The sequence below is a fragment of the Sinorhizobium sojae CCBAU 05684 genome (assembly GCF_002288525.1).
GTDB classification, from domain to species: domain Bacteria; phylum Pseudomonadota; class Alphaproteobacteria; order Rhizobiales; family Rhizobiaceae; genus Sinorhizobium; species Sinorhizobium sojae.
The window spans coordinates 1,472,354-1,497,740 of sequence record NZ_CP023068.1 but is presented as its reverse complement, the minus strand read 5'-3'; the positions used below and the strand labels follow the sequence as shown (position 1 = coordinate 1,497,740).

At 60.8% G+C, this 25,387-nt stretch carries 20 protein-coding genes and 7 pseudogenes; 9 read left to right on the top strand and 18 right to left on the bottom strand.

What is annotated here, in order from left to right:
• Nucleotides 1-22: 22 nt before the first annotated feature.
• From SJ05684_RS24705 to SJ05684_RS24680, 8 genes and pseudogenes are all read right to left on the bottom strand, one after another.
• Nucleotides 23-760, bottom strand: a complete 738-nt coding sequence (locus SJ05684_RS24705) for a 2OG-Fe(II) oxygenase (protein WP_050980201.1) — start codon at nucleotides 758-760, stop codon at nucleotides 23-25.
• Nucleotides 757-1,752, bottom strand: a complete 996-nt coding sequence (locus tag SJ05684_RS24700) for a class I SAM-dependent methyltransferase (protein WP_172901138.1) — start codon at nucleotides 1,750-1,752, stop codon at nucleotides 757-759. The genes SJ05684_RS24705 and SJ05684_RS24700 overlap by 4 nt, the downstream gene beginning before the upstream one ends.
• The gene (locus SJ05684_RS24695) at nucleotides 1,736-2,641 is read right to left on the bottom strand and encodes an aldo/keto reductase (RefSeq protein ID WP_034858926.1); all 906 of its coding nucleotides are present in this window, start codon (nucleotides 2,639-2,641) and stop codon (nucleotides 1,736-1,738) included. The genes SJ05684_RS24700 and SJ05684_RS24695 overlap by 17 nt, the downstream gene beginning before the upstream one ends.
• The gene (locus SJ05684_RS30110; protein WP_162098827.1) at nucleotides 2,641-3,198 is read right to left on the bottom strand and encodes a hypothetical protein; all 558 of its coding nucleotides are present in this window, start codon (nucleotides 3,196-3,198) and stop codon (nucleotides 2,641-2,643) included. The genes SJ05684_RS24695 and SJ05684_RS30110 overlap by 1 nt, the downstream gene beginning before the upstream one ends.
• Nucleotides 3,199-3,253: 55 nt before the next feature.
• Nucleotides 3,254-4,453, bottom strand: coding sequence for a B12-binding domain-containing radical SAM protein (locus tag SJ05684_RS24690; protein ID WP_244426725.1), 1,200 nt, complete (start codon nucleotides 4,451-4,453; stop codon nucleotides 3,254-3,256).
• A gap of 105 nt (nucleotides 4,454-4,558) precedes the next feature.
• Nucleotides 4,559-4,903, bottom strand: a pseudogene (locus tag SJ05684_RS31085) (cobalamin-dependent protein); the annotation flags it as partial.
• An 11-nt stretch (nucleotides 4,904-4,914) separates the two neighbouring features.
• The gene (locus SJ05684_RS24685) at nucleotides 4,915-6,915 is read right to left on the bottom strand and encodes a radical SAM protein (RefSeq protein WP_157212031.1); all 2,001 of its coding nucleotides are present in this window, start codon (nucleotides 6,913-6,915) and stop codon (nucleotides 4,915-4,917) included.
• A 197-nt stretch (nucleotides 6,916-7,112) separates the two neighbouring features.
• Nucleotides 7,113-7,355, bottom strand: a complete 243-nt coding sequence (locus SJ05684_RS24680; protein ID WP_095694373.1) for a hypothetical protein — start codon at nucleotides 7,353-7,355, stop codon at nucleotides 7,113-7,115.
• Nucleotides 7,356-7,751: 396 nt separating this feature from the next.
• Between SJ05684_RS24680 and SJ05684_RS31080 the strand changes: the two genes are divergently transcribed.
• A complete protein-coding gene (locus SJ05684_RS31080) occupies nucleotides 7,752-8,009 on the top strand; it encodes a S41 family peptidase (RefSeq protein WP_083846272.1) in 258 nt (85 codons plus the stop codon).
• A 387-nt stretch (nucleotides 8,010-8,396) separates the two neighbouring features.
• Here the strand turns inward: SJ05684_RS31080 and SJ05684_RS24670 are convergent.
• The 4 genes and pseudogenes from SJ05684_RS24670 to SJ05684_RS24655 all read right to left on the bottom strand — a co-directional run.
• A pseudogene (locus tag SJ05684_RS24670) lies at nucleotides 8,397-10,058 on the bottom strand (ISL3 family transposase); the annotation flags it as partial.
• Nucleotides 10,059-10,222: 164 nt separating this feature from the next.
• Nucleotides 10,223-10,576 carry a helix-turn-helix domain-containing protein gene (locus SJ05684_RS24665; RefSeq protein WP_034858937.1) on the bottom strand — a complete coding sequence of 118 codons (354 nt, stop codon included), beginning with the start codon at nucleotides 10,574-10,576 and terminating at the stop codon, nucleotides 10,223-10,225.
• The gene (locus SJ05684_RS24660; protein WP_034858939.1) at nucleotides 10,573-11,154 is read right to left on the bottom strand and encodes a TetR/AcrR family transcriptional regulator; all 582 of its coding nucleotides are present in this window, start codon (nucleotides 11,152-11,154) and stop codon (nucleotides 10,573-10,575) included. Before SJ05684_RS24660 ends, SJ05684_RS24665 begins: the two co-directional genes overlap by 4 nt.
• 3 nt (nucleotides 11,155-11,157) lie before the next feature.
• Nucleotides 11,158-11,631, bottom strand: coding sequence for a nuclear transport factor 2 family protein (locus tag SJ05684_RS24655; RefSeq protein ID WP_034858941.1), 474 nt, complete (start codon nucleotides 11,629-11,631; stop codon nucleotides 11,158-11,160).
• A 682-nt stretch (nucleotides 11,632-12,313) separates the two neighbouring features.
• On the opposite strand from SJ05684_RS24655, the gene SJ05684_RS24650 reads away from it, so the two are divergent.
• The 3 genes from SJ05684_RS24650 (at nucleotide 12,314) to SJ05684_RS24630 (ending at nucleotide 16,214) form a co-directional block, all read left to right on the top strand.
• The gene (locus tag SJ05684_RS24650; protein WP_034858944.1) at nucleotides 12,314-13,282 is read left to right on the top strand and encodes a DUF8426 domain-containing protein; all 969 of its coding nucleotides are present in this window, start codon (nucleotides 12,314-12,316) and stop codon (nucleotides 13,280-13,282) included.
• A gap of 928 nt (nucleotides 13,283-14,210) precedes the next feature.
• A complete protein-coding gene (locus SJ05684_RS24635) occupies nucleotides 14,211-14,453 on the top strand; it encodes a DUF1127 domain-containing protein (protein ID WP_034858946.1) in 243 nt (80 codons plus the stop codon).
• Nucleotides 14,454-14,492: 39 nt separating this feature from the next.
• Nucleotides 14,493-16,214 (top strand): tetratricopeptide repeat protein, encoded by a 1,722-nt coding sequence (locus tag SJ05684_RS24630; protein WP_034858948.1) that lies wholly within the window; start codon nucleotides 14,493-14,495, stop codon nucleotides 16,212-16,214.
• A gap of 428 nt (nucleotides 16,215-16,642) precedes the next feature.
• Here the strand turns inward: SJ05684_RS24630 and SJ05684_RS24620 are convergent, their stop codons facing one another.
• From SJ05684_RS24620 to SJ05684_RS30660, 4 genes and pseudogenes are all read right to left on the bottom strand, one after another.
• A complete protein-coding gene (locus SJ05684_RS24620) occupies nucleotides 16,643-17,080 on the bottom strand; it encodes a hypothetical protein (protein WP_034858951.1) in 438 nt (145 codons plus the stop codon).
• 21 nt (nucleotides 17,081-17,101) lie between these two features.
• Nucleotides 17,102-17,263: pseudogene (locus SJ05684_RS31190) on the bottom strand (sunset domain-containing protein); the annotation flags it as partial.
• A 938-nt stretch (nucleotides 17,264-18,201) separates the two neighbouring features.
• On the bottom strand, nucleotides 18,202-19,284 hold the full coding sequence (locus SJ05684_RS24610) for a sensor histidine kinase (RefSeq protein WP_095694369.1): 1,083 nt from the start codon (nucleotides 19,282-19,284) through the stop codon (nucleotides 18,202-18,204).
• 538 nt (nucleotides 19,285-19,822) lie between these two features.
• Nucleotides 19,823-19,971: pseudogene (locus SJ05684_RS30660) on the bottom strand (short-chain dehydrogenase); the annotation flags it as partial.
• Between the two features lie 23 nt (nucleotides 19,972-19,994).
• On the opposite strand from SJ05684_RS30660, the pseudogene SJ05684_RS24595 reads away from it, so the two are divergent.
• Nucleotides 19,995-20,483: pseudogene (locus SJ05684_RS24595) on the top strand (ISL3 family transposase); the annotation flags it as partial.
• Nucleotides 20,484-20,632: 149 nt separating this feature from the next.
• A pseudogene (locus tag SJ05684_RS24590) lies at nucleotides 20,633-20,935 on the top strand (DUF3363 domain-containing protein); the annotation flags it as partial.
• Here SJ05684_RS24590 and SJ05684_RS24585 read toward each other — a convergent pair.
• Complete coding sequence (locus tag SJ05684_RS24585; protein WP_034858961.1) at nucleotides 20,910-21,824, bottom strand: LysR family transcriptional regulator; 915 nt, start codon at nucleotides 21,822-21,824, stop codon at nucleotides 20,910-20,912. The pseudogene SJ05684_RS24590 and the gene SJ05684_RS24585 overlap by 26 nt on opposite strands.
• A gap of 209 nt (nucleotides 21,825-22,033) precedes the next feature.
• Here SJ05684_RS24585 and SJ05684_RS24580 point away from each other — a divergent pair, with 209 nt between their 5' ends.
• From SJ05684_RS24580 to SJ05684_RS30645, 3 genes are read left to right on the top strand one after another with little or no spacing between them, the layout of a single operon-like run.
• On the top strand, nucleotides 22,034-23,278 hold the full coding sequence (locus SJ05684_RS24580) for a carboxymuconolactone decarboxylase family protein (RefSeq protein WP_034858963.1): 1,245 nt from the start codon (nucleotides 22,034-22,036) through the stop codon (nucleotides 23,276-23,278).
• Nucleotides 23,275-24,429: an NAD(P)H-dependent oxidoreductase gene (locus SJ05684_RS30650; RefSeq protein WP_244938022.1), complete on the top strand. Its 1,155-nt coding sequence runs from the start codon at nucleotides 23,275-23,277 to the stop codon at nucleotides 24,427-24,429. The genes SJ05684_RS24580 and SJ05684_RS30650 overlap by 4 nt, the downstream gene beginning before the upstream one ends.
• Entirely contained in the window at nucleotides 24,401-24,727 is a 327-nt protein-coding gene (locus SJ05684_RS30645) for a hypothetical protein (protein WP_309546799.1), read from the top strand. Before SJ05684_RS30650 ends, SJ05684_RS30645 begins: the two co-directional genes overlap by 29 nt.
• A gap of 249 nt (nucleotides 24,728-24,976) precedes the next feature.
• Here SJ05684_RS30645 and SJ05684_RS24570 read toward each other — a convergent pair.
• Nucleotides 24,977-25,278 (bottom strand): annotated as a pseudogene (locus SJ05684_RS24570) (hypothetical protein).
• Nucleotides 25,279-25,387: the final 109 nt, after the last annotated feature.

The window sequence follows — 25,387 nt, the reverse complement described above, 5'->3', positions numbered from 1 at the left end:
CAAGATGTCATCCGGTCCGGCATCAGAGCGGCCCCGTCTCGCCCAGCCAGAGCCCGAGGCTCGCGCGCCACGGTCCGGCCTTGGAAGACGGCAGCTCCGGCACCTCATGCCACTGATCTGCACCGACATCGAACACGACCAGACGGTTGGGTCGCGGCTCTATCACGCGCTTGTGTCCGTTCGGCCGGCCGAAATGCAAAAGCCCACCCTGCGCGGAGTTCCAATCGGCATTGAGGTAGAGGATCAGGGCGAAGCGGCGGCGCGAATGGTTGTCGGTATGGGCGCGCAGAAAATCACCCGGACCCATGCGGTGGACGTCCAGAAATACCTCATCCAGAAGCGGCCCCTCGGGGCGGAAGAGCCGTGCGAACGCGTCCCGACGGGCCAGGGTGACGAATTGCGCGAAGTCAAACCAGGGCAGGCTGAAGGGGGCATCCTCTGCCCGCTCGGCCAGGCGCTCGAACCGGAAAAGCCGCCGATCGAGTGGCGCGGCGTCAAAGGCCGCCGCGTCGCAGGGCTGTCCCCGCATCGCCTGGGGTCCCTCGCCGGGCGACGAGGCCAGCGCATAGACCGGCTCGAACCGTGCGGCTTCGAGAAAGCCGCGAAGCGCGTCAAAGCGCTCTGGCAACAACACATCGTCGAAGATGTGAAGCTGCCACGGATCCTCGGGATCGGGTTGCCGAAGGGCCTCTGCCGCGGCCGTCAGAAAGTGGTGTGTGAACCAGTCGTCCAGTTCAGCGGCCAGGACAGGTTGCGTCATGACGGCGACCTCCAGCGATAGATGGGAATGCCGAGCGGCTGAAAGAGGTTGTCGCCTTGGAACAGCTCGGCAGTCGGGCGCTCGCCGTCCCAGAGGGCGTTCAGCGAATCCAACGTGCGGGCGGCCGACCAGCTGGCGGTGGTGAAGAGCCCGGCAATTTCATCGGCTTGTTCGAACCTGGTAAAGCCCTGACCGCCACGGCGACACAATTCGGCGACGATTGCGCGATGGGCCTCATTCATCACGACGCGCGTTTCGTGCCAGCCGAGCGCGCCAGGGAAGAAAGTGACGTCGAACCCCTCGGCTCTCAGCATCTCATCGGCGGCGCGGCTGCCCGCCGACAGCTGGATTTCACCCCCCGGCGCGAGGACGCGGCGCATCTCGTTGAGGCCGCTGATGCCGCCGCTGTCTTCGAAGGGCTGAAAGGCCATATTGGAGACGACGACTTCGAAACTGTCCGCTGGGAAGGGTAAGTCCGAAAACCGGCCCAGACGAAAGCTTGCCCCATTGCGGGAACGGCGGCGCGCGACCGCGAGCATCGGGGCGACCGGATCGACACCGGTTGCCTCTTTCGCATGCCGGGCAACCCAGCGGGTCAGGGCGCCGGTGCCACAGCCGACATCGAGCACGCGCGCGCCGGACAGCAGCGTCGCGGGGAAAAGATCGGGGAAGGGGAAGGCCTGGATCTCGGCAAAGGCGTCATAGGCGTCGGGATGGCGGCGATAGATCAACTCCCAGAAAAGCGCGCTGATGATCCGCTGCTGCGCGCGAAGCGCCGACAGCGGATCAGGGTCGGGCTGGGCGTCAAGCTCGCTGCGCACCGCGCCAGAGCTTTCAGGCGCAAGATTGTCCAGAATATAGGCCGCGAGATCGGGCGTGGCCGCGGCGAGCGCAAGGGCAAGATCCTCTGCGTCCCAGCCATATTCGGCCGGATCGAGCCGGGCGAGGAATGCCGGTTCAAGCGCGGCAAGATCGTCAAACCGCATGGTCATGCGCCAGGCCCTCCTGCTTTTCCGCATGCGCCAGCGCGGTTTCGATATCGTTCAGCTGTGCGACCGTCTTCGGCCCGATCACGACCTTGTCGATGGCGGGGTGACTCAGACAAAAGGCCAGGGCGTCGACGGACGGGGAAATCCCTTTAGGTCGTGCGCGTCCGGCATCAAAGAGTTGCGCGCCCCGAAGATAAAGCGCCCGGATCGAGGGCGGCAACGCCGCGCGAAAATCCCCTTCGGGGAAGGCCCATTGATCGGTGTAGCGCCCGCTCAGAAACCCGTAGCAAAGCGGCTGCATCGCCCAGACCTCCCAGCCTTTGGCCTTCAACGCCCGCGCCGCCGGCGCCGCCATGCCCTGATTGACGCCGTTGAACTCGATTTGTGCGATGCGCCCGCCCCCCGGCAGGGGCAGATCGTGGCAGGCGGCGATCTGGTGCGTAGAAATCCCCGTCTGGCCTCCGGGTGCGAATGCCTGCAGCGTCTCGAGATGTACGGCGAGGGCCTCGGGCGCGTCCAATGGCGGATCCTTCAGCAGAAGGCTTGCCGATGGGCCGATGACCGACTCGGCGCTTGCAAGCTCATCGGCCAAATCCTGCCGGGTCAGGCGCCGCTCTGGCCGGCCCTCTGCGTTCAGAGGGCGCCCGAGTTTCAGGGTAAGAGCGAAGTGGCGGCCCGTTTTCCGCGACCAGCGCGCGATCCGCGCTAGGCCCGCACCGCCGCCATAGCCGGACGCGGTGTCGACATGCCGGATGCCAAGCGCCCAGGCCCGGTCGAGCACGTCCAGGGCCTGGGCCTCCGGCACCGCGCCATAGCCGATCCGCGTGCCCGCGCGTTCGAACTGGCCGGCCAGCCCCCAACTGCCCAGAACGATCCGCTCGCCCCCCCGCATCAGTCCCAGATCCCCAAAAGCGCGGCTTTTGCCGGAGGCGCATCGCGGAGGGCGGCCAGCATCCGCTCGCGGATGCGCGCGGCGGCATCCTCTGGCAAAGGCGGCTGCGGGGCCGTGCCTGCCGGGCCGCGCGCCGGCCCGCGGATCGACAACGACAGCGTGCCCTCTGCCGGCATCAGGATCAGATGGATCCGCTCGGACCCGAGGCCATAGATCTGTCCCGCCGCGACATGCATCTTTTCGACAATGTGTAGGGTGCCCGTCTCGTCCCGGTGATAAAGCCATTGCGCGTAGCGTCCGGACAGCAGCCGCGTCGCGAATGGCCGCTCATGCGCATGCGGCACCAACTCGCCCGCGACCCAGAGTGCGCCAAAACTGTCAGGATCGAAGAAATTCAGCAGAAGTTGCGGGCGGTTGGGGGCGGCCATCTCGTCACCGAGATCGAGGATCCACTGCCCGGCGGGCCCCTCAGGCGGCGAAAGCCGCGCGCGAAACGTCGCAAGCCTCATCGCCTCGATATGATCGGCAAGCTGGTGGGCTGGGTCCGGCGTCTGCATCAGGACATGCGCTGTACGGCCAAGCGGTGTCGTTTCCTGTTGGGAGGTGGCAAGATCACGCATTGGCATGCTCCTGCGGATGGGCGATCAGATCGGACTGTGTCCAATAGCGCACCTCGCCCTCTTTCTGACGCACCCAGGCACAGACAAGAGCGACCGATCCTTCTTTGGATTTGCGCCATGTGCCCAGTCGCGCCCGCAGATCGTCAAGAAGCGTGGCTCCGGAAATTGCGGGCTGGCTTTCCAGCGTCTCGACGGTTTCGCGCATCATCTGGAACAGCTCGGCATTGATCGCCGCTTCCAGCGCGTTGACGACGCGCCGCGTCTCGTCAGAGCGCGCGGGCACGTCGCGTCGCCACTGATAGGTGATCGCCGATTGCAGCGCGGCGATCGCGCCGATGAACGGCGCAGCGGCGGCGGCGATCTCGGCCGCGGCCTCTCTGGCCAGCGCGACATGGAGGTCGAGAAACCCCGTCGCGGTGCGCCGCGCGGCGTCCGTCATCATCCCGTCGCGGGCGACCTTGTCGGCCAAAGGCGTCCCGCGATAGGGCGCCGCGGCGGTGTTGAAATTATACGGTTTCGCCTCGCCGATCTCTTCGAGGAAATCGAGGTTCAGCCGGATGTCAGCCAGCGTGCTTTGGTGGTTGAACGCCATAAAGCCGGCCTGGAACGACAGGCCCAGCCGCTTGACCGTTGCGATCGCGCGGCGGCTGTCATCGAGGGTCTGGGACTTCGCGAACAGCTTCAGCGCCTGAGCGACGCCCGATTCGATGCCGATGAAGACATGCGACAGACCCGCCGCCTGAAGCCGGGCAAACAGCGCCTCTTCGACATTTTCGGCCCGGCACGAGATCGCGAAGCGAATCCCCAGATCGGCTTCAATCAGCCGCGCGGCCAGCTCTTCGGCGCGGCGCTTGCCCGCCTCGCTGCCGCCAAAGAATTCGTCATCGACGAACAGCAATTCGATGATGCCGAAACGGTTCTTCAGATCGCGCATTTCCTCGACAACGCAGGCGGGCGAACGGGAAAGCCACGCGCCAGACGCGTGTTTGTGACCTGCCTCCAGCCCGAAAAAGCGCGGGACGCTGCAAAAGGTGCAGCGCGCATAGCAGCCTCGGCTGGTCGAGATTGCGACCAGCCCGTCATTGGCGAGGATATCCGGCACGGCATCGCGCGCCGGCCTTGGCAGCGCGTCCAGATCTGCCTCGCGCCGGACCGGCCGCTGAACGGCTCGCCCATCCTCGGCGAAGGTCACGCCCGGCGCTGTCCGGAAATCCTCGCCCGCGGCCAGTTTGGTGGCGATTGCGGCTATGGCGCTTTCGCCCTCGCCCCGGATGACGGCCGAAATCTCGGGATGTGCCAGAACGACCTCATCTGCTGCGAAAGAAACCGAATGGCCCCCGACCAAGATCGGCCCGGCAAAGCCGGCGGCGCGCAGCCTTTTGGCGATGTCGGGAATTTCGGGCGGCAGATATTGAAAGGCGACGCTCAATCCGACCACGTCGACATCCGCGGCAAGGATTCGCTCTACCGTCTCATCGACGCTCCACCGCCATAAGAGCCCGTCCAACAGCACCGCCCCGTGCCCCGCTTCGCGCAGCGCGGCGCAAAGATAGCCAAGCGCGAGGCATTCTACCGGCTTTGAATATTCATGCGTCACCGTCGAGGGTGGTCTGACGAAGGCGGCACGGATCGCTCGGGTCATCGGCCCCTCTCTCAGAACGTGAAGCGCGAACAGGACATCAGTTCGCACGGAATGTCGAAATGGTTCGGCAGATCCTTCCAGTGCCGCCCCAGAAGATCGCGGCCCTCGCGATTGAACCCGGTGCCGGGGCTCAACAATAAATCGGGGCGCGCCGCCGCGGTTGTCTCGGCCTCGACATGGCGGGTCATATCTCCGATTGTCGCCATATCCAGCACTTGGATATTTCCGCCCAGATAGTGGTTGTCGACAGGCACCAGCCGCACGCGGTCCCAAAGATCGTAAGGCGCGAGAAGCCGGCGGACGGCCGGCATCATCAGCCGTGAGGTAAAGACCCAGGCATTCTTCGCGCCATAATCGTCGATCTGGTCGCAGACCTGGCGGATATCGGCATCGGACAGCGAGGGTGCCAGCACCATGCCCTTCGGAAAGCGGTATTTGCCATAGCTCTCTCCGACATAAGGAAACGCGCCCGCCGTCGCATCGAGGCAAAGCGTATGGACGGCTGCCCCCCGTCGTACGGTTAGCCGCGCATCACCCCGATCCAGTGACAAAAGCGCCTGGGCCGAGGCGCGCGACGTCACCGGCAGCAACCCGATCCGCTCGATCACGTCGCCCGGCCGCAGCCCGGCCCGATCGGCGGGAGAGTTCGGGATCGTGCCGATGACCCGCGCGGCCACGGGATCGTCATGGTAGAGATTCTCTTCAAACGCGCTGGGAATGACGAGGATGGGCAGTCGCACGTGCGCGCGCAACGCGCGCGCCCATTCGGTAACGCGCGCCCAGGTGGACGGGGTGTCAAAGGGATGCTCGGGCGGCAAATAGCGTGTGTAGCCCGGCAGGTTGATCCGGACATAAGCCGCGCGCAGGGTCGCGACATGCTCGATCGTCGCCTGGAGATCGTCGATCGGAAACTCGGGAAAGGCGGCCAGGCTGATGCCGAATGAGATCCCGCGGTCGTCCAGCCCGTAAAGCCCCTCTAGCGCACGCGCGCGCCTTGTCTTCGATTCGCGCATGACATCCGCGCGCAATTCGGGATTGGCGCTATTGATCGAGACGATCACATGCACCGGCTTGACCGAGGCCAGAAGATCCAGCATCGCCGGTGTCAGGGGATTGCCGTTCGTGACGAAGAAAAAGGGTTTGTCCGATGCCTCTCTCAGCCTCGGCAAAAGCTGCGGCAGTTTCGGATCGACCAGCGTTTCGTTGTTTTCCCACTCGGCATGGAACAGCGCCTGACCGGTATCGGCGAGGAAATAGCGCAGCCTTGTCTCAACCTCGTCCTGGCGAATGACCCGTGTGCCGCGTGCGATCGCTAGATTCCCGGGATTGCCGAAGAGATAGCAGAATTTGCACGAAACATTGCAGACGCGGCCGAGATGTTCATAGACCTCGGCCGGATCGCCGGTAGAAGGTACCTGCCAGTCGGCCGTGCGACGCAGGCGGAAACCGGTGATCGGGGCAGGCAGGCCCGAGCCGTCGGCGATCGCGCCCGCAACCAGTGACCAATGCCGCGCTAAAGCGACGATTGAGGGCTGCGCTCCGACAACCGAATGCAGGGGCTGGCGATGGCCCGAGCCCGCCTTGCCATCGGTTCGCGCGCCGATCTCGGGGGGTGCCGCGGGATGTGGCGCGGGCAGGTCCCTTTTCTCGGCGCCCTGCGCGATCCAGCCCGGTACGATGACTTCGTCCTCGTCCAGCAACTCGACGACGTCGAGAAGCGCCCCGATCAGCGCCGCTGCATGATCGATATCCGCCGGCGCGGGCGTTGTCGGACTGACCGCATAGGAAAATACGAAATCCCCGGGTGCAGGCGGATCGGCATGCCACGCGGTGGCCAAGCCACCCGGCTGCCATTGCCCGGACATAAGTGGGCCACGATCCATCTCTGGCAGTGAAATTCCGATCAGCGCGCGAAAAGCAACGGCCGCAGGATTTTCGGCGAAGGCGGTGCCTTTTGCCCAACCGCCATCCTGCGCCCCGAAATCGCAAAGCGGCAAATCCGGCCCCGCCATGTCACCCGTCTTACCGCGATATCTAACGAAATGCGGGCGGAGCCGCTGCCCATCTCGGCCAAAGCACAATCCCGCCGCGACATAGACCGCAAGGACAGATTGCGCATAGGCCATAAATGCACTGGGCGCGGCAAAACGGTTCACGCGTGCCGCGATCGCAAGGGTACGACGGTCGACCGCCGGCTGAAGCCCAGCCACTAGACGCGGGTGACGTCGATCACCGCGCTGTTCAGATATCGGTTGAGCAATTCGGCCCGCTCGACAAAGTCTTCCATGGTCAGATTGTGACGTTCCATGAACTTGGCGGATTCCTCTTCGCTGGCCAAAGCCTTGACCAACTCATCCACGGGAACGTCCATCTCAAGCTCGCCCGCTTTGTCGTTGCGGGTGCGCAGCTGCCATTTGGATTTTCCAGGAAACTTACTTTCAACCATCGACATGTCCTCCTTTTGCCGTCCTCAGATAAGGTGTCGTACGCAAATCCGATCCCGAGAGACACGCAGCGAGAGAGACATAGACGTGGCCTCTCACGCGCTTCGCCATAAGTTTTAAGGTTATGTTACGAAGGCAGTAGTGTTAAACCTATGTTAAGAAGGCAGTGTCAAACTGTCAACTCATGCGTGCATGACATCGCGGGTCCGGCAGTCGGTTCGATTGAAATTACCGTTTTGAAAAGGTTTTTTGCCTTTGGGCCAAGGTCGAGGCTGATGTGACGTGACCAGTATACTCGAGGAGACCCTTGTCCGAACGCGCCAAGGACCCGCGTTCGGTATTGTGAGCCCCCATACAGCGTTGCCCGCCGGCTAGGGGTCGAGCTGGCGATATGGGTGGCGGTGATGAACTCCCCAAACGCCTCACACCAGATCAAGCCAGTCATTCTGCTCGTAGATGGAACGACCCGCAGCGGCAACGAGGTGCTCGCCTTTGCACTACAGCGCTATGGTGCGACCGTGGTCGGAAACAGGACGGCGGGCGCGGTAGTGGCGGCACGCCCATTCCTGCTCTCGGATCAATCACTCTTGCTGGTTGCCACCCACCGGGTCGAAGTGGATGGCACCGATCTCGAATGCGTGGTGTCGCCCCAGACATCCTAGTCGAGGCAACGCTCCCTTATTCTGCTGGTGTGGATCCGATCCTGGAAGCAGGACTTGCCCTCGAAGGTCGCTGACTAGCGTATTTACCCTCAAGGGCGACGACTCTGCTTTCACGCGAGTGTTGAAAAGATCGGCGCAAAGCTTCTGATCCACCCCGACGTTGCGAGCAATGTCGATGATTTCCTGATAGGAGATCGGCGTAATTGCGGCTTGGCCGCCGAAGGTCGGATCAAGGAGGCCAAGTTTTGCCTTCCGTGCAGTCGGAAAACTCGGGTGATCGGCAAAGGCGGCGACGCCGGCGGCTTGAAGGTTCCGGTGCTCGCGTAGGGCGACCGCCAAAACCACATTCCGCATCCATTGATAAGCTGTCGCTTGGCAGATAACGGTGAGAATGCGTGCTCTGAGGAGCTCCGGGCCTGCTCTGCCATACATCGCACGTTTGATCGTCTTCAGGCGGTTGATCTGGCCCTCTGCCTTGCCGTTGCTCCAGGGCAGTTCGATAGCGTTGCGGACGGCGCCGATGTCACGGCACAAGACCCGCGCGAACCGGACGATCGGGGCGAGCCCGGTGCTGACGGCATCGTCGATCCAAATGTCGAGCTTGCTCGATTCACGGCTCCGGAGAATGCCGCGAAATCGGATGGCAAGGCTGCGCATCAGGGCAAACTCATGTGATCCCTGCTTCAGCGCATCCACCTTGCTCGCCTGATTGATCGTCAGCATGCCTCGCGGCTTCATGCAGAGGGCAGCTGCGACTACAGGCGAGATCACATGGCCGGTCCCCGGATCCCGTATCGGGACAGCATCGGGAGCCGGTTGATCGGGTATGATCGGAGCCGGCGACGCACTGTCCTTGACCGACCTCTCGGCGCGGCGCCAGCTTGCGAGAAGCCGCTCGAGATTCGAAAAACTGCCCGTGTAGCCGCGCTGTTTGATATCGTGGAACAGATGCCGTCCGCAACGATTGCCATCTTTCCAGCATGCCGCGAGAAACACCTCAAAGTACAGGGGCGATGTCGGCTTCAACGCCGCTTTCTGTCGGTCGGGTGGCGTCTCGAAAGTCAGCCATTTCGCGATGCTGCGCCGGCCGTAGCCGGTGCGACGTGCGATCTCCGAACAGGACAGCCCCTCCTTGCGCAAGGCGTGCACTGTATCGAACACCACCTGCCGTGATTGTCGATGAGCGTGACGCACCCGGCGGCGGTGCGTTGCGTCAACGTGCGGATCATCCTGAATCAGATCGATTTGCGCGCTCCCGATACTTTTATCCGACAGCAATGCTCGTCCAGTAGCGCGGCCGGAAAGGCTCATCTGCTCCTCGATTGCGACCCGCAGATTCTGCATGAGATGGAACCGATCAGCCACCTGACGCGCTTGCGGCGCACCCTCGCGAGCGGCTTGCGCGTAAAGCCCGCATCGGTCTCGGCTCACGATTTCGACAGAAGGGTGCCGCTCCAGCCATCGCGCGGCACTCGCCACGCTCCGGTCGTCAAGGATATCGACAACCGAACGGCGCTCCAGGTCGACGATCACCGTGCCGTAGCGCCAGGATCGCCGCCAGCTCCAGTCGTCTATGCCAACGACCCGGATCGTAGCGTCGCAATGAGCGAGCGCGGCATCCTGCTTCAGCCGCCGCAGGATCGTGTCGTCGCTGACAGGCATGCCGAGCCTTCGCATCAAGCGCTCGCCAGGACGGCCGCCTGCGCTATGGCCGAGCAGACTGACAATCTCCGAGACCCTCCTTGTCCGGCGCGCATAAGGGGAAGCAATCGTCGGCAGTCGGTCGGTGAACGTTTGTCGTTGACAGTTCTGATGTGCGCACCGCCAGCGGCTCAACCGAAGCTTCACCGTTACGGTCTTGCCCTGGACCGGCAGATCTTGAAGGCTTCGGTTGGACCAGCCATGCCGATTTCGGGTCCGCCGTCCACAATCGGGGCAAATGCCGAAGGCTGGTCCGGCAGCGGAAACAACCCAACTGTCATCATCTGTGAGCGCGACACCCAGAACTTTGACTCCTGGGCCGGGTGACCATTTCGTTTTCGTTCGCATGCCAGCCCATAGCGGCATCATGCCTAACGGCGAGTGAACCACACAAATTGAGGAAGACCCTTTAATCATGAGCATCCAGTGCTCTGTATCGGTCTCCAAGCCGTCCTTCACACACGGTAGTGTTGCAGCAACTTCGTAGGGGCCCAAGGGCCCGGCCGGCGTAGTCAGGCACTGCATCGCCGCCAACGTGCGGGAGGCTGTCCCGTCTGCCGCCGGAATACTGTGATGAAATGGGTCTGCGAGCGAAATCCAACGTCGATGGCGATTTCGTCGATGCGCATCTCATCGCTCATCAGCTTCGTTTTTGCCCGCTCTATTCGACGGTCGCGAACATAGGCATGCGGGCTGAGGCCCGTCGCCGAGCGGAATCCGGCGGCGAAGTGCATGGGGCTGAGGCCCGCCGCGCGGGCGATGTCTGCGAGGTGAAGCGGACTCGCGAGGTTTGTTTCGATGAAATCCACAGCACGCTTGATCCGCCACGGTGCAAGCACGACAGAACTGGTCTCGCGCCCCCTCATCTTTGGTCTCCCCCCTGGGTCGCAGCAACAAGTCTGGACTGGACCCTATCAAGCGTTCGTTCGAAGACCTCCGGTTCGTCGAGTGCTCTGGCGAGCACCAGGGCCCCCTGAACGGCAACTACCGTTTCTTCGGCGATCGCAAGTGCATCTTGGTGCGAGCATCCAGCCTTCTCGATTGCCTCGGTGAGCGCACTCCGCCATTCGGTGAAGTACTCCCTGACCTGATCGCTGAACTTGTTCCGGACGTTGTCCAACGCAAACGCGCCAACGAGGCACACACGGCGGCCGGAGCGAAAATACTCGGAAACTGAGTGACACATGTTGGCGATAGCGGAGCGCGGATCATCCGCGCTCCGCAATGGTTCGAAGACCTTTGTCGCGAACCATTGGTCGATCTCGCCGAGCACGGCGGCCGCCATTTCCTCCTTCCCGCCGGGAAAGAAGTGATAGAGACTTCCCTTTCCGAGGCCGGTCTTTTCGGTGATGGTCGAAAGACTTGCTCCATCGAAACCAAATTCCCGAAAGATCTCGGCCAGGGATGGGATTACGTCCGAGCGCTCGGCGACGATCTTTGCCATGTTTTAAAGTCCCAGTTCCGAAAGGCTCGGGTGGTCGGCAGGCCGTGGCCCAGACCGGTCCCAGAAGAATTTGCGTTCAGATTCCGCAATCGGCATGTCGTTGATGCAGGCGTAACGGTGGTGCATCAGACCATTTTCGTCGAACTCCCAGTTCTCGTTGCCGTACGCCCGGTACCAGTTTCCGGAGTCATCGCGATATTCGTACGCAAAGCGGACGCCGATACGGTCGCCGTCATGGGCCCAAAGTTCCTTGATCAGCCGATACTCGAGTTCCTTCCGCCACTTCCTGGTCAGGAATTCGACGATCTTTTCGCGACCTTGGACAAACTCTGCGCGGTTACGCCAATAGCTGTCCACGCTGTAGGCGAGGGATACCCGATGCGGATCGCAACTGTTCCATCCATCCTCGGCGGCGCGGACCTTGGCTGCCGCAGATTCGCGGGTGAAGGGAGGCAATGGCGGGCGCTGTTCAGACATGGTCTTGATCTCCTGTTGTCGTCCTACTGTACCGATCGGTAAACAGTGTGTCAATCGGTACATGCGCCTGCGCGTGGCGTCAACAGTCAAAGCTCGGCGCTGGCCGTTTTGCCGTGCGAATTGAAAGGTTGCGCCGCAGGCCGACGAGTGCGCCCGGCCAGGAATTGAGATCTTAGATGTCGTGTTTGTAGCCGTTTGCGAGATGTTTGTCCGCCCAGAGCATGAGCTCACGAAAAACTGACCCAAGCTCTCGCGCGGATAGAAGTAGAGCCCTCGCAAGGCGTCCGCTCGCAGTTATGACGATGATGTCTCGTCGGGAAATGCGGAGGAGGCTGGCCTGCGGAACGGGTCGACGTTTGTGGCGCGGTTATCAAGTTTGGTTGATAGCACGCAAACACTGCTTTACGCCCAACAGCGGAACTCCGAGTGCTGTCGGGGGAGCGGCCGCATTGGGTCGAAACGCGTCGATCCGCAGCTTACGAGGTAAGGTCTGGAAATGGTGCAAACCTGCAGCTCGGCGGCATGTATGCATGTCCGCTTCTGGGGATAGCACCGTGCTCTGCTCAGTGTCCGACTTGGGGGCGCGAAGCGGCCAACCGCGACTCCGCCTGGAGTCTGCTTCGGGTCGATCTTTCCGGTTCCCGATAGTCGCGGGAGCCAATAAAACTTCGTTAGGAATCTGATGGCACTGTTCGCACCATTAGCCGATGGATCTTCTATGCCTAATATTTATGCGTACCGCCTCGCTCCGAGTGCAATTGACCGAGTCGTCGAGCTTCTTGAAGACAACCAAATAGCGATAGGTTGGAGCGAGCTTGATGAGCAAACGGCATTAAGTTCATCATCAACAAAAGACGAGATCCGACAGAAACTTACCGCGCTTTATCCCCAGCTAGCCGCACAAAAGCGGATCACGCATGGGACGAACCAGGTGTGGCGGTTCACCCAAGAGTTAAGAGTCGGCGATATCGTTATCGTCCCGCATCTTGGCAAAGCTCATTTTCTACGTGTGACCGGAACTCCCATCTATCTTAGGCACAAGGTAAAAGATGACACCGCCATCAGGCGCGACATCTGCAAGCTGCAGACTATTGCGATATCGGACCTTCCTAACGCGATACGCCAAGGCCTCGTTTTCCGCGGTCATGCATCTGTCACGCTCGAGCACATCAAGGACGACGTACTAGATTTTCTTGGTCTTGATCCGGAAATCTTGGCTGAAGAGGAGGAGGCCGCTAGAGCTGAGAAACTGATGAATGAGGCTATGGGATCGTATGTGATCCCTGCGAAAGATGAGATCATCGTCACCCGCAAACATGCTCATGTCTCGGAGGCATTGATCCGGCATCTGCAGGCAAAGGGGTTGAAAGTGGTCAACACCCGAACAGGAGGCCTGGCGCCGGATCTCTGCACCGTATGCGCGACAGACCCCATGCTGTTCGAGATCAAGACTGGATACGGGTCCGGTGACTACCTAAAGGCGCTCGGACAACTATTGTTTTATGAGAAGCTGCGCGGGCGCACGTACCGTAAACTCCTGGTCGCTCCGACTGGTATTCGACAGCTTGCCATATCCATTCTGGCAGACTTCAATATTGGGATCATCGAGTACACGGAGACTGACGGCAGCTTCAGCTTCAGCTGGCAGTGACGTCCTTCAACAAGCCAAAAGAAAGAAAAAGCATACGTCACCTCGTCGACAGCGCGAAACAATCCATGGAATCCGGCAACTGCTATGCAGCGCGTGCCACCGTCCTGATCCTGCCCGACATATGTGCGGGTCTGGAGACAGATCACGAGGTGAAGGGATCCCACTATATCGACTGGTGTCGGCGTTTCGCCGTTCCAATCTATGCCGATCGATATAATCTTTAGTGGAGCCCGTCTCTGCACGGCGACAACCAGGATGTTGCCGTTCTGTGCTAAAAAGATCGCATAATGTATCAACGGGAACCCCTGCGGTGAGGCGGCCTGATGCTGGGGTACCCGTGGTCGGGCATCTTCGGGCGCAACGGGATCTACAACTTCCATCTGATGTGGGGACCTGGCTTTTTCGATGAAGCCTAGCTAGGGCCCTGTCCCAATCTCAGTCGAGGCGCCGGCCGCCAGCTGGATCGGGGAGCTCCTGTTCGAGACGAGCCTGGGAAAGGCGCTCTGCAGTCGAGCATGCACCCTATCGTCAGGGAAGGTGGCATGGAAGCTCGCCGACAAGGTTTACTTGTACTCGATGCGGGACCCCCTCGAACTGAAAGCCCCTGTGGCCGCCGCCCGGGCGCGGCGGGTTACGGCCGCTATCTCGTTTCACGCGCCCACGAGGATCTGTGCCGCTGGCTCGTCGCTTGGGCCTGAGCACCCACCGGCCGCGCTGGACGGGAGTCTGACGGGGGCGTTAGCGCCCTACGAGTTACCTCCGGAACTGCCGCAGTGACACAGCCCGCGTATCACTAAGAGATCGATGGGGCGTGCGGGCCGAGCGAACCTACGGCACAACACCCTGATTACAACCGTTTGAATCTATCACCTCGACCGCATTGGCGTGTGTAGTGCCGCCAGCTGGACACACCGGGGAGGGAAGCACCATGTCTAAGACCTCGTTCAAGATTGATCCATCCGCCTTTCTGCCGGTGGTGCGAAACACAGCCTCGTTCGCCTACGCGGCACAGTTTGCCGAGAGAATCCGCGATCGGAGGCAGATCAGCCATGCACGCCGCCGCGCCCTTCATGAAATGCCGGACCACATCGTCAAGGACATCGGCGTGACGCGATTCGAAATCGACCACCTCTGCTTTGGACGAGCCCGCAACTGGCGCACGGGCGCGTGACGCGGCCGGATGCCATTGTTTCCTCCGATCGAGAAACAGATGAGGATGACCATGAAAACGCACCTTCTCTCCAGCGCCCTGTCTGCAGTAATCCTGATCAACGCGGTTCCGGTGCTTGGCCATGATGCGAAGTACCACCGGGCGAAGAACACTGAACTGAAACAGTTCGGCGGCAACCAGCTTCCGACCCCAGCCACGCGTGGCGCACTAGTTCCCCTGTGGCCAAGCCTGAGCGGGCATCGCTTTTCCGGCTCGACGGACAGCGAGGAAGCGCAGGCCTATATCGATCAGGCGATGATGTTAAGTTTCGGATTCAACCATGCCGAGGCTGCACGCAGTTTCAAGCAAGCACAAAAGCTTGATCCGTCTTGCGCGATTTGTTTCTGGGGCGAGGCACTTGTGCTCGGTCCGAACATCAACGCGCCAATGGATCCCGATAGCAATGCTGCAGCGATGGCCGCAATGGCGAAGGCCACAGCCTTGGCGCCCAGCGCATCTCCGCGTGAGCAGGCGTTGATCGCTGCCCTGGCCCATCGCTATGCGCCGGATGCCGACCGTGCCGTTCTTGACCAAGCCTATGCAGACGCCATGGCCGAGGTCACCAGGAAGTTTCCGGATGACGATGATATTGCTGTTCTTTATGCAGAGGCGTTGATGGATCTCAGCCCCTGGGACTACTGGACCGACGGCGGCAAAAATCCAAAGGGACAGACTGTGGAGATCATCTCGACACTTGAACGGGTGCTGGCGCGCAACGCCGACCACGTCGGGGCGATTCATCTCTACATTCATGCTGTCGAGGCTTCGACCACGCCCGAGCGGGCGGAGCCGTACGCCGATCGCCTGACGACGATGGAAATCGATGCCGGTCATCTGGTCCACATGCCCTCTCACATCTACTACCGGGTCGGACGCTATGCGGATTCGCTTGCGGTCAACCGCCGGGCGGTCGCGGCGGACGAAACTTTCTTTCAAGCCGTAACACCTGAGGGGCTCTATGCAGGCGGCTACTATCCGCACAATATCCACTTCCTGCTGGTTTCGGCGCAAATGGCGGGCGACGGACCGACTGCAATCGAAGCGGCGCAGAAGCTCTCCCGGATAATTTCGGACGAGCTCGCGCGCGCCGCGCCTGCCTTCGTTCAGCCGATAAAGGCCGCCCCCCTGTTTGCGCATGCCCAGTTCAGCGATCCTGAAACGATCCTGGGGGTCGCGCGTCCAAGTGGAGCCTTCCCGTTTGTTGATGCGGCCTGGCATTATATGCGCGGGGTGGCCCAAGCTGCGCGCGGTGATCTCGACGCTGCTCGGGTCGAAAGGGCGGCGATCGCAAAGATCACACGATCTTCCGACTTAAGCGGGCTCGAGGCAGGCGGAATGCCCGCTGCTGACGTCTTGGCTATCGCCAGGCACGTCCTCACGGCTCGTATTGCCCAGGCCCGCGAAGATTGGCTGGCTGCCGCTCGCGCCTTCTCAGATGCCAAAAAAGTTGAGGATCGCCTCGCATATATGGAACCGCGCCACTGGTATTACCCCATCGGTCAGTCACTTGGGGCGGCGCTGCTCCGTGTTGGCGATATCGATGGCGCGGAGAAGGCCTTTCTTGAGAGCCTCGATCTTGCTCCGAACAATGGTTGGGCACTATTCGGCCTGAGCGAGGTCTATCGTGCACGCGGCGACGAACTCTTGGCTGAAAAAACAACGCGTCGATGGCGCGATGCTTGGGTCGGCAACACCTCGATCCTGCGGATCGACCGCCTGTAGGGCGGAAGGGCGCAGCAATTGCTGCGCTCGAACTGGTGTCATCGATCCGCGCCGGTCGACTTTGAAATTTCGAGGGCCACGGCGCTCCACTACTGGCGCAAGCATCCGAACCTTCACGGCTGGATGGAGCATCTCTACCCGAGAGGCGGCAAGGACGCAATTTTCAATTGCGTCAATCTTTAGCTGACAACCGAGGATCTCGATCGCTGGAAACGGCGATCCATGATCGCAGCCTGCCGTCGACTGAAGGCTTCTTCTTCGGCGTGTCCGAGGGCATCGAAGTGGACGATGATCTCGCCTTTGTCGCCAAGGAACGCAAAGCGCTCGGGATCGGCCCGGTGGGATGCGCGGGCGCATCACTCTACCCGCTCCTTCGTCGCCCTCGCCGCCGGCTTCATCTTGCTCTATCCGTCCACACGGGCCAGCAGCTAAGCCTTTAACATGGAACTGTCATCGCGATTGCCTGACGGAAGCTTGTCGAAAATCGCTTTGATCACCTGAGTAGGTCCGTTCTTCATCGGAACAGTCATGTTCATATAAAGTTGGCCGTCCGTCAGTGTAAAATGGATGTCAAAGGACGCCCGACCGTAGCTACCGCCGTACCCCGGCTCCCATCGTCCGACGCCGCTTAAAGCATTGGATTTTCCGCGTTTGTCAGCTTCGACAATAGCAAACCAGCCGTTGTTTGAAGTAACGCGCAGGACGGACCCTTGCTGCTTGATGGTGATTCGGCATTTGTCGCACTTGCCGGCGTTCGAGACGATTTGCTGCCAGATTCCCGCTAGACTGCGATTATCCGCCTTCGCTTGCGAAAACGAACCGAACGTAAGAACCAGAAAACAAACGAAGCTAATGATCTTGCGCAATAACCTTGCCCCCTGCTGTTATCATCTTGACGCTTTACGCCAACCGGCCTCTCGCGCCTCTGCCTCAGAACAGAACCAGCGGTCGCCATATCTCGTGCGGATGGTTGTGGCGTCGTAGTCCTCTTGTCCCGGCACATGGAAAAACCGCACGCCGGAATTGATGGAGATATTGCCTTTGATATTGCGATCGGGATCGTACCACGCTCGCGGAACGAAAGTATGTATCCGCCTCCTGCAAAGAAGGCGGCAGCCGAAGACGCGACAACCAGTAACGTGAGCGTTCTCATGCCACAAGCATAGGTGGCGGCTATTTAGTGCACGTTTTCGAAGCCGTTAAATCTTGAGCAAGCAGACTGAAGGCCTACCTGAATTGCGCCTTCAATCAGTGCCGATGGCATGTGCGGGGGGTTACGCTGAAACTGACCGTGTATTCGAACAGATGAATATTCGGAACGACCGTCCGCGCATATTTCAGGTTTCGGTTGACCGACTTTGATGGTGCCGGAAACGTCCACGTCACGGCCTATCGTCAGTTTGACCCATCCCATGTAACGCGCGACTTGCCCTAAGACCCGATCCGAACTTTGGGCGCGTTTGAGTTCGAAGACAAAAACGCTCCAGTGTCGTCTACAGCCAGAATGTCGATAGGCCCGACAGCCGTTGGATATTCGATACCGTCACGTCCCGTTGGATCGACATATAGCCGAAGTCTCCTGCCCCCGAAGTCGATTGACGAAAGGTTGGATGCGAGAAAATCCCGAAGCTGGTATTCAAGCGAAAAATACGGAGCGCTCGTCAGCGCCCCCATCCTCGGTTTCTTCCGTGCCGCCCAAAACATCCTCCACCAGATGTGCGGAGTGCGCGGGGAGAATCAACCGCACCTCGTCCGGTGTTTCCTGCATGGTCCACCCGGCTTGCCGTAGGGCTGCACGCAATTGATGCGAGGTATTGCTCGTCGCATCCACGCCAAGCCGATCAGCCTGCCTCTCAGAAGGCCGCCTAAACCCACCCCTACATCATAAGGCAGTTCTACTCCGCGCGCGACTCAAGAAGCTGCAACGCTGCAACTCGAAGGCGCGCCAGCTCTACTGCCGGAGCGCCGAGCGGGCTCGGTGAATGCTTTAGCCCGCGACCGCAGCCGACCGCTTGAAGATGATAGTCACCTTAGTTCCCTCACCGACGGTTGATGTGACGTCGAACTGCGCCTTGGCATTTTCCGTCAGCGACCGCGCGATGAGGGCTCCGAGTTTACCGGGGGCGGGCCACGTCACACCTTCAGGCAGGCCAATACCGTCGTCAGCGACCACGACCCGGCAACCATTGCCGTCAACCATGCTCTGCAGCGTGATTGTCCCTCCCTCAAGACCTCTAAAGGCATGCTTCAGCGCGTTTGTGAGAAGCTCGTTCACAACCAGTCCTGTCGGCATGGCGACATTTATCGAAACCGGATAGGTGTCGACCTTCATGTCGAGGCGGATGCCCTCCACCGCGTGAGAGGTCATGACGGCGGAGGCTATCTGGCTCAGATAGACGCCCAAATCGATCTCGTCCTTGTGATCCTCACCAGATAGCGCTTGATAGAGGATCGCGAGTGCATCAACGCGCCCCACCAGCCGTTCGAAACGCTCCTTGTCTGGCTCGACCGCGTTCCGAGTTTCCATTCGGATGAGCGCCGTGATCATTTGCAGGTTGTTCTTGACCCTGTGCTGAAGCTCGCGCAGGAGCGTGTCCTTCTCCCGGATTCGCTCCTCGATGGACAGTTTGTCCGCATCGCTATGGGCAGACACATCAACCAGGGCAACAAGTCGGAAGCAGAGCTTGTCGTCGTCGTCCTCAATGACATTTGAATAGACATCTACGATCGCTGAACCTGAGGTCTTGCGCTCGAGGCGGAAGGTTCCTACGGAATCGGTTTGCGTGACAATCGCTTCATCGATCCGCCGATCGAAGGGCGCTTTCACCGCACTCCCCGAAAGCCCCTCCCAATTCTCCTGCTCAATGCGAGCGGCGGTGAGCCCGGAAAGCTTTTCGAACTCTGGGTTGGCGTAGACCACCGTCTCGCCATCCCTCAGATCGGATACCGCAATTGCGATAGGAACTTGGTCGAGGAACTTCTTGAACTGTTCGCTTTCGAGCGCAGTCGCAAGTTCTGGAGTGTCGAGCAATTGTTCGACAGGCTCGTGCCTATCTTCGTCGGATGTCATCCGTTTGCCCCGGTCCCTTCGCCGTGTAGCCACAGCAGTACCAGTGAAATTATACGCCCGTCATCTGATCAAGGCTATAACGCCCTGGCTGTGGATTTCAGGAGCAGGAGGACGTGATGCTCGACGGTTGCGCCGCCGATTGCGCCGGAACACCTTCGCTGTGCCTGCAGCGGGGAACTGATTGCATCCGTGAAACACCGTCCCGTTCCTGTTGCGCTTCCCGACCATCTGGCCCACCAGACGAACGGGGCATTGACGCAAGGCAGCGCCTTCGATCGTCTCGTAGCGCACCTCATCCCCGGCTATCTCGCAAAGTTCCCGGATATAGCGGGACGGCTGGCGACTGTTGGTGATGAGATATACGCCCCGGCTGGCGTGTGCGCGAGAAGTCGACATTCCACGACCAGTTAGACGGCTAATCTTATTGACAATCTGACTTGCGTAGCAGCGGAGCTCTTGCCTGACTGTCCTGCGCGAACTTAGCGAATATGAACCAAGACCTCGGTAGACGTTAGAGAGCGCCGTCACAACGCTTGCCTCAAGCCACCGCTTGCGCACCGTTATTTCCACAAGAGAGCCACACATGAGCGCTGCCTCATCGGATGCGAGGAAAGCGACAAGGGCGGCGACTTCCTCCGGCCCGCCAATCCGCTCGAACAGCACATGTTTGTCGAGGGCGGCTACAGTCCCGGTGTCGCTTGGCACGTAAATGGGGTCTTATTGTCGGTCTGCTCGGCCATAGCGCCGGCGGCCGTCCCGGCGAGCGTTTGATGCGACGGCTCGGCATGCCGGTCAGCGACGACACGATCCTGCGGCAGCTGAAGCGGGATGCCGCGCTCGCTCATTGCGACGCCACGATCCGGGTCGTAGGCATAGACGACTGGAGCTGGCGGCGATCGTGGCGCTACGGCACGGTGATCGTCGATCTGGAGCGCCGTTCGGTTGTCGATATCCTTGAGGACCGGAGCGTGGCGAGTGCGGCGCGATGGCTGGAGCGGCACCCTTCTGTCGAGATCGTGAGCCGAGACCGATGCGGGCTGTACGCACAAGCTGCTCGCGAGGGTGCGCCGCAAGCGCGTCAGGTGGCTGACCGGTTCCATCTCATGCAGAATCTGCGGGTCGCAATCGAGGAGCAGATGAGCCTTTCCGGCCGCGCTACTGGACGAGCATTGCTGTCGGATAAAAGTATCGGGAGCGCGCCAAACGAACTGATTCAGGATGACACTCACGCTACGTCGGCGCATAGCGCCCTTTGGAGCATTGTTACGTATGAGCGTCCTCATGTTCGAAGTGAGCGATTGCCGCCGCGCGTGAGGTGCGGTCTAAAACGATATGTCGTTCAGAGTGGGAGCGCGAGGTGGCCCGCAACGGCGCGGCGCTGGCGCAGGAGAGAGCGAAGCCTTTCCGTGCTGCCACCGATGGCGAAACGGTTGCGGGCACCTTCACCGGGACCGTGCAGCTATCGAGCGGCAAGTTCGCCATTGTCGAAAGGTCCCACGAGTTCACGCTTGTCCCGTAGCGGCCGGTCATTGACCGACAGCTCGGTCGCGAGGTCGCGGGCATCATGCAGGGCGGAGCGGTGTCTTGGCAGTTGGGGCGGCAGCGGGGATTGGGGCTTTGGCCTCTCAAACCCATTGACCAACGTCACTAAGCACCCGTCGTAGCCATTGATGTCCTGGGTCGGCATCATGTCGTGCGTGCCAAGTCTGCACCACTCGGAATGAAGGAATATCCAGTGGCGGCGGAAAAAGTCGGAGCGGGAGCCGCCCGGCCAACGGTGCGAAGAGACGGCGGGGTTCCGTTGCCACGAGGTCGGAGGCATCGACCAGCATCGGCGCCATCAAGAAGTGGCCGACCGTCACGACGACGTTCCTTTTCAATCCTTTCTCGGTGAGCACAGCATCGACATAGCCGCTCGCATTGCCCTTCATCGAAACCTGAAGATGGCGAAGCGAGAGGTAACGGTCGAGGTCAAGCCTTTCGTCCAGATCGGGATGATCGCCACGGCCGGCGCAGATGAAGTCCTCTTCGTAGAGCAGTTCTTCTCGCATATGCGTGGGCGGCGGCGGGAAGTTGCCTGCGATGAGTTCGACTGCACCGTCGTCCAGCATCGGCAAACCGACACTGCGGCTCGTGTTGCGGATCACCAGAGAAATGCCTGGTGCTTCGCGATCGAGCCGTGCGGTCAGACGCGATAGAAGCACGAAAGCAGCATAATCGGAGAGACCGATCACGAATTGCCGAGTGCTTTCGGTCGGATCGAACGCCCGCCCGCCAAGCAGGACGCCCTCAACCTGTTCAAGAATCGACCGCACACTTGGCGCGATGTCCTGCGCCAGCGGCGTCGGCATCATACCGCGGGGTGATCGGACGAACAGAGGGTCTCCGAACAGGGCCCGGAGGCGATTGAGGGAATGGCTGACCGCCGGCTGAGTCAACCCAATTCGCTCGGCCGCGCGCGTAGCATGCCGTTCTGCAACGAGGGCGTCGAAGACGACCAGTAGATTGAGATCGACGGCGGCGATATGAACCTTCTTCATCACGGTGATGCTAATAATGAATTGGATTTATCGCAAGCATCTCAGCAATGTTCGGCACGAATGAAAGTAGGGGCGGACAGCAGAGTAGGAGAATATGAATGCCAGGTTCCGATTCTGTCACAACGGGAAAAGCAAGCTCTCGCCGACGCTTCATCGAGACTACCTTCGTTACAGCAGGCTGGTTCGCCATCAGTAGGAGTGCGCAAGCTATGACCTCGGAATCTCATGAGGATCGATTTTCACGCGGCTTGGAGATACTCCGCCGGATCGGCGGCCTGAACTTCGACGAGCCGATCAATGCGTTGGCGGAAACCTCCGCCGACCTTTCGCGCTTCACCGTCGAATACCCCTACGGCGATGTGCTATCCCGCCCGGGGCTTGATCTGCCGTTAAGGCAGCTGTGCACCGTCTCCATGCTGCTGGCAGACGGGAGTGCCCAACCGCAACTGAAGTTTCATATAGCTGGCTTTCTCAATGCGGGCGGCGAGCCCAATGCGATCGTCGAATTGCTCTTCGTATCGGTCGCGATCCTGGGCTTTCCGGCAACGGTCAATGCTGTCGGCATCGTTCGTTCGGTATTCGCCGAACGCGAGCTGGCGTTTCAGCCCATCGAGCCTGTGACAGGTGATGGAGCGGGTCGAGGAGCGACCGGACAGGACATGCTCCACCGGCTGGCTGGCGGAGACTGGCAGGACTACTTCGATCGCTTTGCTACCGCCGCTCCCGACCTCGCGCAGCTTTCAATCGATTTCGCGTTCGGAGAGGCGTTGGCCCGTGATGGGCTGGAGCACAAAGTGAAGCTGCTCGCGATTGTCGCGATGCTCGCCTCAAGCGGCAATCGCAGCGATGCGCTTCGCCTTCATCTGGCCGGCGCCCTTGCCAATGGCGTCACACGCGAAGAGATCATCGAGCTTTTCATCCAACTCAGCGTCTACCGTGGATTTCCGGCCGCCCTCAACGCATTTTCGGTCGCCCGGAGCGTCTTCGCGCTCGGCGTCCAGCCGCTTCAGGTCGACATCCCCACGTCCGTCGATACGGAAAGTCGCGGGGATCGATTGGAGCGGGGGAAGGCTCTGCTTGCGAAAAGCTCGGCCGCATCAGGCGATGCCGTGGTCCGTAGTTTTGACGATATCGCACCGGACCTCGGACGCATGATCGTCGAACATTCCTATGGCGAGGTTTTCTCGCGCAAAGGCATCGATCTGAAGACCCGTGAACTCAGCGCCTGCGCGGCTTTGGCCGCCATCGGCTCCGCGACAACGGAAACCCCTTTGCGCGTCCACATCAACGCCGCCTTGAACGTTGGTGCGAGCCGGGATGAGATCATCGAAACGCTGGTCAATCTCACCGCCTACAGCGGCTATCCAGCGACACAGCAGGCGATCCGCATCGCTGCGGAAGAGTTCGCCAAGAGCAACCCGTCCTCGCGACCACGTAGTGAAGAAAGTGAATGATCGACCGACGTTCAATGCTTTCCGCAATCATCTCAACTGCACTCGTGCCGCCATCGCTCGCCATGATCACTCCCGCCGCAGCGCAGAGCACCAACCGGGCCGAACGTCTCTGGACGGGTTTCAGCTCGGTGGTTGGCATAGCTTTCGACAAGAGCGGGAACCTCTATGCGGCGGAATGGAGCGCTGACCGCATCTCGCGCGTCGAGCCGGATGGAAAGCGCACGACGTTCGCGGGTTATTTGTCCGGCCCCTCGGGTCTCGCGATCGACGCGGAGGGCAACATTTATGTTGCTTCCTATTCTCGCGACGAGATCTATCGTTTCACACCCGATGGCAGCCGGGAAACCTGGCTCACGGGGCTCGCGACGCCAGCGGTCTCAAGGACCACTCGACGTGTCACGCTGACGGATGAAGGCAACCGCTACTATGCCAAGAGCGTTCAGATCTTGCGTCTTATGGAGCAGGCTGGCGACGAGGCGCGGGGTACGCGCAGCGCGCCGGCCGGCACGATCCGCATATCCTGCACGGCAGCATTCGGGGTCTTGCACATCAGTCGCCTGATCTTTGCCTTCCAGGATCGCTATCCCGATATCGGGATTGATCTTAGCCTAACCGACGAACGCATCGATCTCGTCCAGGAGGGCGTGGATATCGCGTTGCGCTTGAGCCCGCTTACCGACAGCTCCATGGTCGACCGCGCCGACTTTCCCTTACTGGCGCGGGACGAACACCTCGTTCCGGTTGCCGCCTCCAAGAAGGGGTTCGAGACCGGCACCCTCACCGAAGACGTCAAGACCGAGATCGAGAAACTTCTTTGGGCTGATGCCCTGATCCTGCAGTTTCCCATGTGGTGGTTCACCATGCCGGCGATCCTCAAGGGCTGGGTCGACCGTGTGTTCGCCTACGGCTTCGCCTATGGCGTCGGCGAGCACAGCGACAAGCGGTGGGGCGACCGGTACGGCGAGGGCACGCTGGCGGGCAAGCGCGCGATGTTGATCGTGACCGCCGGCGGCTGGGGAGCACTACGCGCCCCGCGGGGTCAACGGACCGATCGACGACCTCCTGTTCCCGATCAATCACGGCATCCTCTACTATCCGGGCTACGACGTCCTTCCGCCGTTCGTGGCATATCGCGTCGATCGTTTCGATGAGAGCGAGTTCGATCCTGTTGCCGAGCGCCTGCGCGAGAGGATGCGCACGCTTTTTACGGCCCGACCCATCCCCTACCGGCAGCAGAATGGCGGCGACTATCTGATCCCAAGCATGCAGCTCCGCCCCGAACTGGGCGATCCGGGCGCGCCCGGTTTCGCGCTTCATGTGAACAATGAGGGCCATGCCACCGCCGATTCCAGCAAGAGCGGAACACGGGAGAGAGCTTCATCGCCCACTCCAGAGTCTCCCGCTCCCAAGCCGCACACCACGACTCTTGGGAACGTCTGCCTTGAGTGAGTTTTGCGCCATAGCTTGCTCAATGCCGGTCCATACAACTGGGTCGATTCCAGCCACCCATCGGAAACTGTCGTGCGACTGCTGTTGGCGTAAATGCGCACTCACGAGAAGCACATTGGGAACAGAGGGGTGGTGTCCCATGCAGGGCATATCCCGCGGAACTGGTCCCCCGGATGTTCCCGTTCTGTGCTTCGAAGATCGCATAATGGTATCGTCTGGAACGACGGAGATTGCCGGCGGCGCGAGTTCTTAAATCCCTGACCCGTCGAGCTCTTGGTCGTCATCGCCTTCCCAGGGTGAGGGCATAGAGGTGCGATTGAGATTGGCCGACGGCATCGGCATCCAGCACTTCAATTCGGGCTCGGCGTATTCGATGATGCGGCCGGGAGACGAATCAGCGGCGCGCCAGCCTTCGCCGAACTGATCGCCATTCGACCAGTACGCGAGGTCAACTTCTGCCGCCCCCTGTTCGGACGGGCGGATCGTGACGAGATCCGACTGCCGTTTTTCGGCGCGCTTGCCATGTGGCGCCAGTGGTCTGGCTCGGCCATCATTTTTCCTCCTGCCTTGCTGCAGAAGTGTCGCCTCGCCATCGAAAACGGTCAACTCCAACCTTGCACAACCATCGTCTATCGATTGACTGGGTCGCGTCCCCACAGG